This window comes from Klebsiella sp. CN_Kp066 (assembly GCF_040065135.1).
Classification (GTDB): domain Bacteria; phylum Pseudomonadota; class Gammaproteobacteria; order Enterobacterales; family Enterobacteriaceae; genus Klebsiella; species Klebsiella oxytoca.
In genome coordinates this window covers 65,541-78,358 of sequence record NZ_JBEAIU010000041.1, presented here as the reverse complement: position 1 = coordinate 78,358, position 12,818 = coordinate 65,541, and the positions used below count along the sequence as shown (strand labels likewise).

The following is a 12,818-nucleotide window of genomic DNA, read 5'->3' as shown; positions in this document are numbered from 1 at the left end:
CGCCATCAGGTATAACATTCAGAAGGATTTAACGATGGCTACTCCACACATTAACGCAGAAATGGGCGATTTCGCTGACGTTGTGCTGATGCCTGGCGACCCGCTGCGCGCGAAGCACATTGCCGAAACTTTCCTTGAAGATATCCGTGAAGTAAACAACGTCCGCGGTATGCTGGGCTTCACCGGTACCTATAAAGGCCGCAAAATTTCCGTTATGGGTCACGGTATGGGTATCCCCTCCTGCTCCATTTATGCGAAAGAGCTGATCACCGACTTCGGCGTCAAAAAAATCATTCGCGTAGGCTCCTGCGGCGCGGTGCGTATGGACGTTAAACTGCGCGACGTGGTTATCGGCATGGGCGCCTGCACCGACTCTAAAGTTAACCGTATGCGTTTCAAAGACCACGACTTTGCGGCGATTGCCGACTTTGGCATGGTGCGTAACGCGGTTGACGCGGCAAAAGCGCTGGGCGTTGACGCTCGCGTGGGCAACATCTTCTCTGCTGATCTGTTTTATGCGCCGGACGGCGGTGAGATGTTCGACGTAATGGAAAAATACGGCATTCTGGGCGTGGAAATGGAAGCGGCCGGGATCTACGGCGTCGCGGCGGAATTCGGTGCGAAAGCGCTGACCATCTGCACCGTATCTGACCACATCCGTACCCACGAGCAGACCACGGCTGCTGAACGCCAGACGACCTTCAACGATATGATCAAAATCGCGCTGGAATCCGTTCTGCTGGGCGATAAAGAGTAATCATCTCTTCCTCCCTCTCCCTATGGGAGAGGGGCGACGTGATCTGACCGCACGTTAGCGTACCGCGCCGGCAATCCACGCCGACAGCTCACGCAGCTCTTTCTCCTGCTCCGGGAAATCAACGAATAAAGCCTCGCACTCCTGCTGCAGCATATCCGCGCGGTACAGGCAGCCCTGCAGTCGGGCGGCAAGCGCTTCCAGCGGTGCCGGGTTAAGGCTGTCGGTAAAGACCTGAGTGCGCGTGATATGGCCTTTTTCGACGTCGAAATGGAGCTCTACGCCGCCCCAGGTAAAACGTTCGTCCAGCAGATGGCTGAAAGCCGGTGCCTGGCCAAAGTTCCACTCCCAGCTGCTCTGGCGAGCAAAGGTCGCGGCAAAATTCGGCAGGTCCGGCATTTTCTCCGGGGAGATCACTTCTGCAGTGACGCGTTCGCCGTAATGGGCGAAAAACGCCTCCTGTATAGCCTCGCAGACCTGCTGATGGGTAATGCCCGGTAGCAGCTCGACCAGATTGGCTACGCGCCCGCGTACGGAGGTAATGCCTTTAGCCTGCAGCTTTTTCTTATCGGGATTGAGGTAGTTGGCCAGACGGCTTAAATCGGCGTTCAGCAGCAGCGTTCCGTGATGAAAGCCGCGATCCATCGTTTCGCGATAGGCGGAGCCGGAGACTTTTCGGTCGCCTTCAGCGGTTTTTACGACCAGATCGTTACGGCCTGAGACTTCCGCCGTGACGCCCAGCGAATTCAGCGCCGTCAGGACGATATTCGTGGAAACGGTTTTATCGTACTCTGGCTTTCCGGCCATAAAGGTAAAGCAGGTATTGCCCAGATCGTGGAATACCGCGCCGCCGCCGCTGCTGCGACGCGCCAGGCGCACGTTGTCTTCTTCCATACGTCGGGTGTTGCACTCTTTCCACGGGTTTTGTGCGCGGCCAATGACCACCGTATCGGCGTTGCGCCACAGAAACAGCACCCGTTGAGTTGCGGGCATCTGGCGAAAAATGGACTCCTCAACCGCCAGATTGAACCAAGGGTCGTAAGAGTCAGAGAGCAGCAGGCGCAGCGTGGGCATAGCGATTTCCTTATTCTGATTCATCTTTATCTTCATCCTGCACCGGCTTATTGGCGGTGAGCAGGAAAGGCGATTGCTGCCAGCGGGTACGTTTTCCCTGCAGCAGGGTGCGCGTCAGGACGACGCCGATGGCCAGAGATAGCAGCAGCATCAGACGCAGGATATTGGTGGTATTATCGACCTGCTGCGCTTCGGTGGCTAACGTGTGGGTATCCAGCGTCAGGCGCAGGTAGCCGAGCGGCCCGTTTTTACCCTGAACAGGCTCAACGATTTGCTGGTTGAAGTAGCCGCCCGCTTTTTTCCCGTCCAGCGCCAGCCGATCGCGTACCTCGACGCTTTCGCCGGAACGCGCCACCAGGTCACCCTGTTCGTCATACACGCCGGCGTCGAGGATCCGGCTTTTATGGGTAAGCTGGTCCAGCAGCTGGCTAATTCGCTTTTCGTCGGGCGTTTCGCTGTGCATCAGCGGCGCCAGGTTCAGCGTGACCTGCTGGGCGAGCGTGCGGGCCAGTTCTTCCAGCTGCGGATTGCGCTGCTTCTGACTGTTCTGGCTAAACCACGAAGCGCCCTGCATAAGGGCGACGAGGAGTGCGAGACAGATCAGAACTATCACCGCGCGATGCAGCCGGAATTTAAGTTTTGCGCGTACCATATTCCACCTTTGAAAATTTGCAGCTTAATGTTGCCAGAAGCGCTGGTTACAAGGTAGCCTCATGCGTTATTTTCCTCGCCTGAATGAAGTTATGTGGAGCCGTGATGCCAAACAGTTTGACCTGGTGCGACCTGCCTGAAGATGTTTCCCAGTGGCCTGGATTGCCGCTTTCCCTGAGCGGTGATGAGGTTATGCCGTTGGATTATCATGCCGGACGTAGCGGCTGGCTGCTGTATGGTCGCGGTCTTAACAAGCGTCGTCTGACAGAGTGGCAGCGGGAGCTGGGGGCGGCCCTGGTGATTGTTGCCTCTTGGGCGGTTGACGACTATCAGGTGATTCGTCTGGCTGGTTCGTTAACGCTACGAGCGACCCGTCTGGCCCATGAGGCCGGGTTTGACGTCGCGCCGCTGGGGAAAATCCCGCATTTACGCACGCCGGGCCTGCTGGTTATGGATATGGACTCGACGGCGATTCAGATCGAGTGCATTGATGAAATCGCCAAACTGGCCGGTACCGGCGAGCTGGTCTCTGAAGTGACCGAGCGCGCGATGCGCGGCGAACTTGATTTCACCGCCAGCCTGCGTCAGCGGGTAGCGACGCTGAAAGATGCCGATGCCAATATTCTTCTGCAGGTGCGTGAAACGCTGCCGCTGATGCCGGGGCTGACCCAGCTGGTGCTGAAGCTGGAAACGCTCGGCTGGAAGGTGGCGATCGCCTCCGGCGGCTTCACCTTCTTTGCCGAGTATTTGCGCGACAAGCTGCATCTCGACGCGGTGTTCGCCAACGAACTGGAGATCATGGACGGTAAGCTGACCGGCAACGTCATCGGCGATATCGTCGATGCGAAATATAAAGCCAGTACGCTGCGTAAACTGGCGGAAAAGTATGAAATCCCGCCAGCGCAAACCGTCGCTATTGGCGATGGCGCAAACGATCTGCCGATGATTAAAGCGGCAGGACTCGGCATCGCCTATCATGCTAAGCCCAAAGTGAATGAACTGGCGGAAGTGACAATCCGCCACGCTGACCTGATGGGGGTATTCTGTATTCTCTCCGGCAGCATGAATCAAAAGTAAGAGGTTAACGTGGCGAAAGCTCCAAAACGCGCATTTGTCTGTAATGAATGCGGTGCGGATTATCCGCGCTGGCAGGGGCAGTGCAGCGCCTGTCATGCCTGGAATACCATAACCGAGATGCGCATTGCCGCTTCGCCGCAGGTGGCAAGAAACGAACGCCTGTCAGGTTACGCCGGTAATGCCGGCGTATCGAAGGTGCAAAAGCTCTCCGATATCAGCCTCGAAGCGCTGCCGCGCTTTTCGACCGGATTTAAAGAATTTGACCGCGTGCTCGGCGGCGGCGTGGTGCCGGGAAGCGCGATTCTGATCGGCGGTAACCCCGGCGCGGGCAAGTCGACGCTGCTGCTGCAAACCCTGTGTAAGCTCTCCGAAGGCATGAAAACGCTCTACGTCACCGGGGAAGAGTCGCTTCAGCAGGTGGCGATGCGCGCTCACCGCTTAAGTCTGCCCACCGCCAACCTGAATATGCTGTCAGAAACCAGCATTGAGCAGATTTGCCAGATTGCCGACGAAGAAAAGCCGCAGCTGATGGTTATCGACTCCATCCAGGTGATGCATATGGCCGACGTGCAGTCGTCGCCGGGCAGCGTGGCTCAGGTGCGCGAAACGGCGGCCTATTTAACGCGCTTTGCCAAGACGCGCGGCGTGGCGATCGTCATGGTCGGCCACGTGACCAAAGACGGCTCGCTGGCCGGGCCGAAAGTGCTGGAGCACTGTATTGACTGCTCCGTGCTGCTCGACGGCGACGCCGATTCTCGTTTTCGCACCTTGCGCAGCCATAAAAACCGCTTCGGCGCGGTCAACGAGCTGGGCGTATTCGCTATGACCGAGCAGGGGCTACGTGAAGTGAGCAACCCCTCGGCTATCTTCCTGAGCCGCGGTGACGAAGTGACTTCGGGCAGTTCGGTAATGGTGGTCTGGGAAGGTACCCGACCGCTGCTGGTGGAGATCCAGGCGCTGGTCGATCACTCGATGATGTCCAACCCGCGCCGCGTGGCGGTGGGGCTGGAGCAGAACCGTCTGGCGATCCTGCTGGCGGTACTGCATCGTCACGGTGGTCTGCAGATGGCTGACCAGGACGTGTTCGTCAACGTTGTTGGCGGTGTGAAGGTCACAGAAACCAGCGCCGACCTGGCGCTGCTGCTGGCGATGGTTTCCAGCCTGCGCGACCGTCCTCTGCCGCAGGACCTGGTGGTTTTCGGCGAAGTGGGTCTGGCGGGCGAAATTCGCCCGGTGCCGAGCGGCCAGGAGCGTATTTCCGAAGCGGCTAAGCATGGTTTTCGTCGGGCGATTGTTCCGGCCGCGAATGTGCCGAAAAAAGTGCCGGAAGGGATGCAAATCTTTGGCGTGAAAAAGCTTGCGGACGCGCTAAGCGTCTTTGACGACTTATAATAAGTTAAAAGGAGACTCGCCATGTCGTCATTTGACTATTTAAAAAGCGCCATAAAGCAGAAGGGCTGTACGCTACAGCAGGTGGCGGACGCCAGCGGAATGACAAAAGGCTACCTGAGCCAGCTGCTGAACGCCAAAATTAAAAGCCCCAGCGCGCAAAAGCTGGAAGCGTTGCACCGGTTTCTCGGGCTGGAGTTTCCGCGTCGGCAAAAAAGCGTTGGCGTGGTATTTGGTAAGTTTTACCCGCTGCACACCGGGCACATCTACTTGATTCAGCGCGCCTGTAGCCAGGTCGATGAGCTGCATATCATTATGGGCTACGACGATCCCCGCGATCGCGAGCTGTTTGAAAAGAGCGCGATGTCGCAGCAGCCAACCGTGCCTGACCGCCTGCGCTGGCTGCTGCAAACGTTCAAATATCAAAAAAATATCCGCATCCACGCCTTCAATGAAGAGGGAATGGAGCCTTATCCGCACGGCTGGGACGTCTGGAGCCGCGGGATCCGCGCCTTTATGAGCGAGAAGGGCATTGAGCCTAACTGGATCTACACTTCGGAAGAGGGCGACGCGCCGCAGTATCTGGATCATCTGGGGATTGAAACCGTTCTTATCGATCCTAAACGCACCTTTATGAACATCAGCGGCGGGCAGATTCGTGAGAATCCGTTCCGTTACTGGGAATATATTCCTACCGAAGTGAAGCCCTTTTTCGTACGCACGGTGGCGATCCTCGGCGGTGAGTCGAGCGGGAAGTCGACGCTGGTGAATAAGCTTTCCAATATCTTTAATACCACCAGCGCCTGGGAGTATGGCCGCGACTACGTCTTTTCGCACCTCGGCGGCGATGAGATGGCGCTGCAATATTCCGACTATGACAAAATCGCTCTCGGTCATGCGCAGTATATTGATTTTGCAGTAAAATATGCCAACAAAGTGGCATTTATCGATACTGACTTTGTCAGTACTCAGGCGTTTTGTTTGAAGTATGAAGGGCGGGAACATCCCTTTGTTCAGGCGCTGATCGATGAGTATCGCTTCGACCTGGTCATTCTGCTGGAAAACAACACGCCGTGGGTAGCCGATGGCTTGCGAAGCCTTGGCAGCTCCGTAGACCGCAAAGAGTTCCAGTCGCTGCTGGTGTCGCTGCTCAGGGAGAACGAGATAGATTTTGTGCATGTGAAAGAGGCTGATTACGACGCCCGCTTCCTGCGCTGCGTTGAGCTGGTGAAAGAGATGATGGGCGAGCAGGGATAGGCCTTCTGCGGCCTGATGCCGCATGAATCCCTGGCCCGGCTAAGCGCAGCGTGAGCCGGGGAAATGGCTGAAGCGGTATTGCGGTTGGTTTCCCGGCTGGCGGCATGAATGCCTGAGCCGGGCTACAACACTCTCCCGGCGGGAGAGACAAATACTAAAAAGGGCAACCTGCGTTGCCCTTATGCTCTTATTTCGCAATACGTTTGTACTTGATACGCTTCGGCTCCAGCGCATCGGCGCCGAGGGTGCGTTTCTTATACTCTTCGTATTCGGTAAAGTTACCTTCGAAGAACTCCACCTTACCTTCATCCTGGTAGTCCAGAATGTGGGTCGCGATGCGGTCGAGGAACCAGCGGTCGTGCGAGATAACCATCGCGCAGCCCGGGAACTCCAGCAGGGCGTTTTCCAGCGCGCGCAGGGTTTCGATATCCAGGTCGTTGGTCGGTTCATCGAGCAGCAGGACGTTACCGCCAACCTGCAGCAGCTTCGCCAGGTGCAGACGACCGCGCTCACCGCCGGACAGTTCGCCAACGCGCTTGCCCTGGTCAACGCCTTTGAAGTTAAAGCGGCCCACGTAGGCGCGGCTCGGCATCTCGGTGTTGCCGATCTTCATGATATCCAGGCCGCCGGAAACTTCTTCCCACACGGTTTTGCTGTTGTCCATAGCGTCGCGGAACTGATCGACGGAGGCCAGCTTGACGGTTTCACCCAGGGTGATAGAACCGGCGTCAGGCTGTTCCTGACCGGACATCATGCGGAACAGGGTCGATTTACCCGCGCCGTTAGGACCGATGATGCCGACGATAGCGCCCTTCGGTACTGAGAAGCTCAGATCGTCAATCAGCACGCGGTCGCCGTAGGACTTACGCAGATTGCTGACTTCCACGACTTTATCCCCCAGACGCGGGCCTGGCGGAATAAACAGTTCGTTGGTTTCGTTACGTTTCTGATACTCGACGTTGTTAAGCTCTTCAAAGCGCGCCAGACGGGCCTTACCCTTAGACTGACGGCCCTTCGCGCCCTGACGGACCCACTCCAGCTCTTTCTCGATTGACTTACGACGCGCCGCTTCCTGAGAAGCTTCCTGCGCCAGACGCTGGTCTTTCTGCTCCAGCCAGGAGGAGTAGTTACCTTCCCACGGAATACCTTCGCCGCGGTCAAGCTCAAGGATCCAGCCGGCCACGTTGTCGAGGAAGTAACGGTCGTGGGTAATCGCCACCACGGTACCTTCGAAGTCGTGAAGGAAACGTTCCAGCCACGCTACGGATTCCGCATCCAGGTGGTTAGTCGGTTCGTCGAGCAGCAGCATGTCTGGCTTTTCAAGCAGCAGACGGCACAGCGCGACGCGGCGGCGTTCACCCCCGGAGAGATTGGCGATTTTCGCGTCCCAGTCCGGCAGACGCAGGGCATCTGCGGCGCGCTCCAGCTGCACGTTCAGGTTATGGCCGTCGTGCGCCTGGATAATCTCTTCAAACTTGCCCTGCTGAGCGGCGAGCTTGTCGAAGTCGGCATCCGGCTCAGCGTACTTCGCGTACACCTCGTCCAGACCTTTCAGCGCATTGACCACTTCGGCCACCGCCTCTTCAACCGACTCACGTACGGTCTGCTCTGGATTGAGCTGCGGCTCCTGCGGCAGATAGCCGATTTTCAGGCCCGGCTGCGGACGAGCTTCGCCTTCGATATCGGTATCAATGCCGGCCATGATGCGTAGCAGGGTAGACTTACCGGCGCCGTTCAGACCGAGAACACCGATTTTTGCGCCAGGGAAGAAGCTCAGGGAGATATTTTTCAGAATATGACGTTTCGGCGGAACCACTTTGCCGACACGATGCATGGTATAAACGAATTGAGCCACGTTGGACTTCGCCTCTCATTTATAATGATAGATAGTTTTCAAAGGCGAAGTGTAGCCTTTTTCGCGCTTTAATCCCAGCGAGGCGATGGGTTTCACAAAAGAGTAAAAAAATGTCCGGGACGTGGCGCGATTCGCGTTGTCTGATTAGCATATCTACGTAATACCTGAAATTTTTGCCCGCGGCATGATGCTGCTGTGATGTACCTGAATAGAGGAAGAGCTTGTGGAAAAAGCCAAAACTGTGACGTGGCGTCTTCTGGCCGCCGGCGTAAGTCTGCTGACGTTAAGCCAACTGGCGCATGCGGATTCACTGGATGAACAGCGCAGCCGCTATGCTCAAACTAAACAGGCATGGGACAACCGACAGATGGATGTCGTCAATCAGCTGATGCCCACCCTGACGACCTATCCGCTTTATCCTTATCTCCAGTATCGTCAGATAACCGACGATCTGATGAACCAACCGGCGCTGGTGGTCACCAATTTTATCGCCGCTAACCCTACGCTGCCTCCCGCACGATCGCTGAAATCCCGCTTTGTTAACGAACTGGCGCGTCGCGACGACTGGCGAGGCCTGCTGGCGTTTAGCCCGGAGAAACCGACCGGCACCGAAGCGCAGTGTAATTACTACTATGCGAAATGGAACGTCGGCCAGACTCAGGAAGCCTGGGATGGGGCGAAAGCGCTGTGGCTGAGCGGCAAAAGCCAGCCAAACGCCTGCGATCGGCTATTTGGCGCCTGGCGGGCCTCAGGTCAGCAGGATCCGTTGGCCTATCTTGAACGGATCCGTCTGGCGATGAAGGCGGGAAATACCAGCCTGGTAAGGGTTCTGGCTCAACAGATGCCGTCCGATTATCAAACGATTGCGACGGCGGTTATCGCGCTGGCTAACGATCCGAATAGCGTTATGACCTTTGCCCGTACAACCGGCGCAACGGATTTTACCCGCCAGATGGCGGCGGTCGCCTTTGCCAGCGTTGCGCGGCAGGACGTGGAAAATGCGCGCCTGATGATCCCTTCATTAGCGCAGGCGCAGCAGCTTAATGAAGATCAAATCCAGGAGCTGCGTGACATCGTCGCCTGGCGACTGATGGGCAGTGACGTGACCGAAGAGCAGGCCATCTGGCGCGACGACGCTATCATGCGCTCCCAATCCACTTCGTTGGTGGAGCGCCGGGTACGTATGGCGCTTGGTCTTGGCGATCGTCGCGGCCTGAATACCTGGCTGGCGCGTTTGCCGATGGAAGCGAAAGAGAAGGATGAATGGCGCTACTGGCAGGCCGATCTGCTGCTGGAGCGCGGGCGCGATGATGAAGCGAAAGATATTCTGCGCTCGCTGATGCAGCAGCGCGGTTTCTACCCGATGGTCGCAGCCCAGCGCCTGGGCGAGGAGTACACTTTCCGTATTGATAAAGCTCCCGCTAATCTCGATCCGGCGCTGACCTCCGGGCCGGAAATGGCGCGAGTCCGCGAGCTCATGTACTGGAATATGGACAATACCGCCCGCAGCGAGTGGGCCAATCTGGTCACCAGCAAGACCAAAGATCAGCAGGCACAGCTGGCGCGTTACGCGTTTAATCAGAACTGGTGGGATCTCAGCGTTCAGGCCACGATCGCCGGGAAACTGTGGGATCAACTGGAAGAGCGTTTCCCGCTGGCCTATAACGATCTTTTCAAACGCTACATCAGCGGGAAAGATATTCCGCAAAGCTACGCGATGGCCATTGCGCGTCAGGAGAGCGCCTGGAACCCGAAAGCCGGTTCACCGGTAGGTGCCCGCGGTCTGATGCAGATTATGCCGGGTACGGCGACGCATACGGTGAGCATGTTCAGTATCCCTGGCTATAGCGGTCCATCGCAGCTGCTGGATCCGGAAATGAACATCAACATTGGTACCAGCTATCTGCAGTATGTTTATCAGCAGTTTGGCAATAACCGTATCTTCGCCTCAGCGGCCTATAACGCCGGGCCAGGGCGGGTGCGCACGTGGCGGGGCAACAGCGGCGGCCGTATTGACGCGGTGGCGTTCGTCGAGAGCATTCCGTTCTCTGAAACGCGCGGCTACGTCAAAAACGTTTTGTCCTATGATGCCTACTATCGCTATTTTATGGGCCAGAAAGATGCTCTGCTGAGCGATGCGGAGTGGAAGCTGCGCTACTAGCGCTGTCGTTTTCGGGCAACATAGCAAAAGGCGATGTTGCCCGAAATCCGTAGAGTCCGGACAGAAGTATGTTATGCTTTGTACTCGTTAGTGAGTACATCCGACAGGTGGCGTAACATGACCCAACAATCCCCCTATTCAGCAGCGGTAGCCGAACAGCGTCATCAGGAGTGGCTGCGTTTTGTCGCGCTCTTACAGCAGGCGTACGCCGACGATCTTCATCTGCCGCTTTTACAGCTTATGCTGACCCCCGACGAGCGCGAGGCGCTGGGTACGCGGGTACGTATTATTGAAGAGCTGCTGCGCGGTGAGATGAGCCAGCGCGAGCTAAAAAATGAACTCGGCGCCGGCATCGCGACCATCACCCGCGGTTCGAACAGCCTCAAGTCAGCGCCGCCGGAGCTGCGTTTATGGCTGGAGCAGTCGTTGTTTAACGCTGGCGATAAATAGCGTTATGAAACGGACTTAGCGCCAGCACGACGGCCTGATGATAAACGCTGCTGCGGGTCAGTTTTCCGGCCGTAAATACGCCAATTGCGCCCTCTTTACGGCCAATTTCATCGATGCCGGTATGCTGAGACATCACTGGACCCAGCGCTTCCCCTGCCTGAACTTTTTCAAGAATGACCTGCGGCAGCGGTAGGGTTGCCGAGCGCGCTTCGCCGCGCAGGCTACCGTTATCGATGATCACCCAGCTAAAAGTGCTGCCCTCGTCGATTCCGGCTTCAATGGCGACCCAGAAGTCCGCAGTTGGCTGCGCAAGACGCGCGTTAGCCACGCGATTTCGTGCGCCAGCGCGCGTTTCGTCGCTGCCAAAAGGCTGTTCCGGCACGCCGCTCTCGACGGAGACGGACTCAATGTGGCAGGATCCTTCGCCGAAGATCTCGTTGAAAGCCTGCAGAATTGCCTGAATTTTGGCGGGATTAGTGGTAGCTGAGACAACATGGTGCATAATCAAAATAACTCAGAATGACTTAACATCATTGCAGTATACTCCAAACCCTTCTTGTTGCAGGCGGCTATGCTTGAAGCGAGAGGGTTAAGAGCTCATAACGGATAATAAAGCATGTTACAGGTATACCTTGTTCGCCACGGTGAAACGCAGTGGAACGCCGAGCGACGTATTCAGGGCCAGTCCGACAGTCCGCTTACCGCCCACGGTGAGCGTCAGGCCTGGCAGGTAGGCGAGCGCGCCAGAACGCTGGGGATTACGCATATAATTGCCAGCGACTTAGGTCGGACGCGGCGTACCGCAGAAATCATCGCTGAAGCCTGCGGATGCAGCGTCATAACCGATTCACGCTTGCGTGAGCTGGATATGGGCGTGCTGGAAAAGCGCCATATTGACTCGCTAAGCGAAGAAGAAGAGGGCTGGCGTCGCCAGCTGGTCAACGGCACGCCCGATGGGCGTATCCCGCAGGGGGAATCGATGCAGGAGCTGAGCGAGCGTATGCATGCGGCGCTGGCATCTTGCCTGGAACTGCCCGCAGGCAGCCGGCCGCTGTTGGTGAGCCACGGCATGGCGCTGGGATGTCTGGTGAGTACGATTCTTGGTTTGCCGGCATACGCGGAGCGACGTCTGCGTCTGCGCAACTGCTCCATTTCCCGCGTTGACTATCAGCAGAGCCCCTGGCTGGCGTCAGGATGGGTAGTGGAAACCGCGGGGGATGTTTCGCATCTTGATGCCCCCGCGATGGATGAACTACAGCGTTAACGACGAATCGGGATCAGGTATTCGCAGCGTAGCTGAATGGGCGGTTCCTGATTCCGGCTTTCATCTTCCGGAAAGAAACGTTCGATATCCAGACCTTTACGGCGGGTGAGGTTGAGCATCGGCATGCAGGTGCCGTAAACCGTCAGAATAAATTCCTGTAACCCGGTACCCAATCCTTCGTAGGTAAACATCACGTACTCGCCGCCTTCCAGCGTCACCGGATGGGCGTTGTGCAGGTGACCGTTAGCCAGCTCCGGCGTCAGCGCGGTGGTGTAGAACACCTCCTGCTCATCGTCTTTATCCATGCTGGGGCGCGGTTCGTGCAGGCCGTACAGCGTCGGAGGAATTGACGGCGTATTGGCGAGGAATTCACGCCAGAACTGAACGCGCATCTGATTACGGAAATCGGAGATCTCTTCCAACTTACAGGTATAGCTCTGAGTGACGCCAACCAACTGAGTGGTGTTCAGCGTGACGAATTCATATTGCGGCATGGTGAATTCGCCCAGACGCAGTGGAGGGCGCATACCGTAAGAACTCCAGTCTGGAGAGCGTCGATAGAGGGCTGGCGTCAGCGAAAACTGCTTTTTGAAAGCACGCGTAAACGTCTGCTGCGAATCAAAACGATACTGCAGCGCGATATCGAGAATCGGACGTGCGGTCAGGCGCAGGGCAACCGCTGACTTAGATAAGCGACGGGCGCGAATATAGGCACCGATGGCGTGGCCGGTGACGTCCTTGAACATTCTTTGCAGATGCCACTTGGAATAACCTGCCTTCGCTGCCACATTGTCCAGTGAGAGTGGCTGATCCAGGTGACCTTCCAGCCAGCTAAGGAGATCGCGAATAATCCCTGCTTGATCCATAAAATATCCCCATCCTTAAA

At 56.9% G+C, this 12,818-nt stretch carries 12 protein-coding genes; 7 read left to right on the top strand and 5 right to left on the bottom strand.

Annotation, left to right across the window (positions count from 1 at the left end; genetic code table 11):
* Window positions 1-34 precede the first annotated feature (34 nt).
* Window positions 35-757: a purine-nucleoside phosphorylase gene (gene deoD / locus ABLV75_RS17005; RefSeq protein WP_004108460.1), complete on the top strand. Its 723-nt coding sequence runs from the start codon at window positions 35-37 to the stop codon at window positions 755-757.
* A 54-nt stretch (window positions 758-811) separates the two neighbouring features.
* On the opposite strand, the gene lplA is transcribed toward deoD, so the two are convergent.
* Entirely contained in the window at window positions 812-1,828 is a 1,017-nt protein-coding gene (gene lplA / locus ABLV75_RS17000) for a lipoate--protein ligase LplA (RefSeq protein ID WP_004108458.1), read from the bottom strand.
* Window positions 1,829-1,838: 10 nt separating this feature from the next.
* Complete coding sequence (locus tag ABLV75_RS16995) at window positions 1,839-2,480, bottom strand: YtjB family periplasmic protein (protein ID WP_004108456.1); 642 nt, start codon at window positions 2,478-2,480, stop codon at window positions 1,839-1,841.
* 104 nt (window positions 2,481-2,584) lie between these two features.
* On the opposite strand from ABLV75_RS16995, the gene serB reads away from it, so the two are divergent.
* The 3 genes from serB to nadR are packed head-to-tail and all read left to right on the top strand — an operon-like array spanning window position 2,585 to window position 6,202.
* Window positions 2,585-3,556: a phosphoserine phosphatase gene (gene serB / locus ABLV75_RS16990; protein ID WP_004108454.1), complete on the top strand. Its 972-nt coding sequence runs from the start codon at window positions 2,585-2,587 to the stop codon at window positions 3,554-3,556.
* Between the two features lie 9 nt (window positions 3,557-3,565).
* Entirely contained in the window at window positions 3,566-4,948 is a 1,383-nt protein-coding gene (gene radA, locus ABLV75_RS16985; protein ID WP_004108452.1) for a DNA repair protein RadA, read from the top strand.
* A 21-nt stretch (window positions 4,949-4,969) separates the two neighbouring features.
* Window positions 4,970-6,202, top strand: a complete 1,233-nt coding sequence (gene nadR, locus ABLV75_RS16980) for a multifunctional transcriptional regulator/nicotinamide-nucleotide adenylyltransferase/ribosylnicotinamide kinase NadR (protein WP_004108450.1) — start codon at window positions 4,970-4,972, stop codon at window positions 6,200-6,202.
* A 187-nt stretch (window positions 6,203-6,389) separates the two neighbouring features.
* Here nadR and ettA read toward each other — a convergent pair whose 3' ends face one another.
* On the bottom strand, window positions 6,390-8,057 hold the full coding sequence (ettA, locus tag ABLV75_RS16975; RefSeq protein ID WP_004108448.1) for an energy-dependent translational throttle protein EttA: 1,668 nt from the start codon (window positions 8,055-8,057) through the stop codon (window positions 6,390-6,392).
* Window positions 8,058-8,280: 223 nt separating this feature from the next.
* Between ettA and sltY the strand changes: the two genes are divergently transcribed.
* Together sltY and trpR are read left to right on the top strand one after the other, a co-directional pair.
* Complete coding sequence (gene sltY, locus ABLV75_RS16970) at window positions 8,281-10,218, top strand: murein transglycosylase (RefSeq protein WP_004108446.1); 1,938 nt, start codon at window positions 8,281-8,283, stop codon at window positions 10,216-10,218.
* A 117-nt stretch (window positions 10,219-10,335) separates the two neighbouring features.
* Window positions 10,336-10,668: a trp operon repressor gene (gene trpR / locus ABLV75_RS16965; protein ID WP_004108439.1), complete on the top strand. Its 333-nt coding sequence runs from the start codon at window positions 10,336-10,338 to the stop codon at window positions 10,666-10,668.
* Here trpR and yjjX read toward each other — a convergent pair.
* Complete coding sequence (gene yjjX / locus ABLV75_RS16960; RefSeq protein ID WP_004108437.1) at window positions 10,649-11,170, bottom strand: inosine/xanthosine triphosphatase; 522 nt, start codon at window positions 11,168-11,170, stop codon at window positions 10,649-10,651. The two genes, trpR and yjjX, sit on opposite strands and share 20 nt — an antisense overlap.
* 114 nt (window positions 11,171-11,284) lie before the next feature.
* Between yjjX and gpmB the strand changes: the two genes are divergently transcribed.
* Window positions 11,285-11,932, top strand: coding sequence for a 2,3-diphosphoglycerate-dependent phosphoglycerate mutase GpmB (gene gpmB / locus ABLV75_RS16955; protein ID WP_004108435.1), 648 nt, complete (start codon window positions 11,285-11,287; stop codon window positions 11,930-11,932).
* Here gpmB and robA read toward each other — a convergent pair.
* Window positions 11,929-12,798: an MDR efflux pump AcrAB transcriptional activator RobA gene (gene robA, locus ABLV75_RS16950; protein ID WP_004108433.1), complete on the bottom strand. Its 870-nt coding sequence runs from the start codon at window positions 12,796-12,798 to the stop codon at window positions 11,929-11,931. The genes gpmB and robA overlap by 4 nt on opposite strands.
* Window positions 12,799-12,818: the final 20 nt, after the last annotated feature.

What these genes read in the sequence shown, in the direction of transcription:
- deoD (WP_004108460.1), top strand. Translation starts at nt 35, where the DNA reads ATGGCTACTCCACACATTAACGCAGAAATGGGCGATTTCGCTGACGTT.
- lplA (WP_004108458.1), bottom strand. Translation starts at nt 1,828, where the DNA reads ATGCCCACGCTGCGCCTGCTGCTCTCTGACTCTTACGACCCTTGGTTC.
- ABLV75_RS16995 (WP_004108456.1), bottom strand. Translation starts at nt 2,480, where the DNA reads ATGGTACGCGCAAAACTTAAATTCCGGCTGCATCGCGCGGTGATAGTT.
- serB (WP_004108454.1), top strand. Translation starts at nt 2,585, where the DNA reads ATGCCAAACAGTTTGACCTGGTGCGACCTGCCTGAAGATGTTTCCCAG.
- nadR (WP_004108450.1), top strand. Translation starts at nt 4,970, where the DNA reads ATGTCGTCATTTGACTATTTAAAAAGCGCCATAAAGCAGAAGGGCTGT.
- trpR (WP_004108439.1), top strand. Translation starts at nt 10,336, where the DNA reads ATGACCCAACAATCCCCCTATTCAGCAGCGGTAGCCGAACAGCGTCAT.
- yjjX (WP_004108437.1), bottom strand. Translation starts at nt 11,170, where the DNA reads ATGCACCATGTTGTCTCAGCTACCACTAATCCCGCCAAAATTCAGGCA.
- gpmB (WP_004108435.1), top strand. Translation starts at nt 11,285, where the DNA reads ATGTTACAGGTATACCTTGTTCGCCACGGTGAAACGCAGTGGAACGCC.
- robA (WP_004108433.1), bottom strand. Translation starts at nt 12,798, where the DNA reads ATGGATCAAGCAGGGATTATTCGCGATCTCCTTAGCTGGCTGGAAGGT.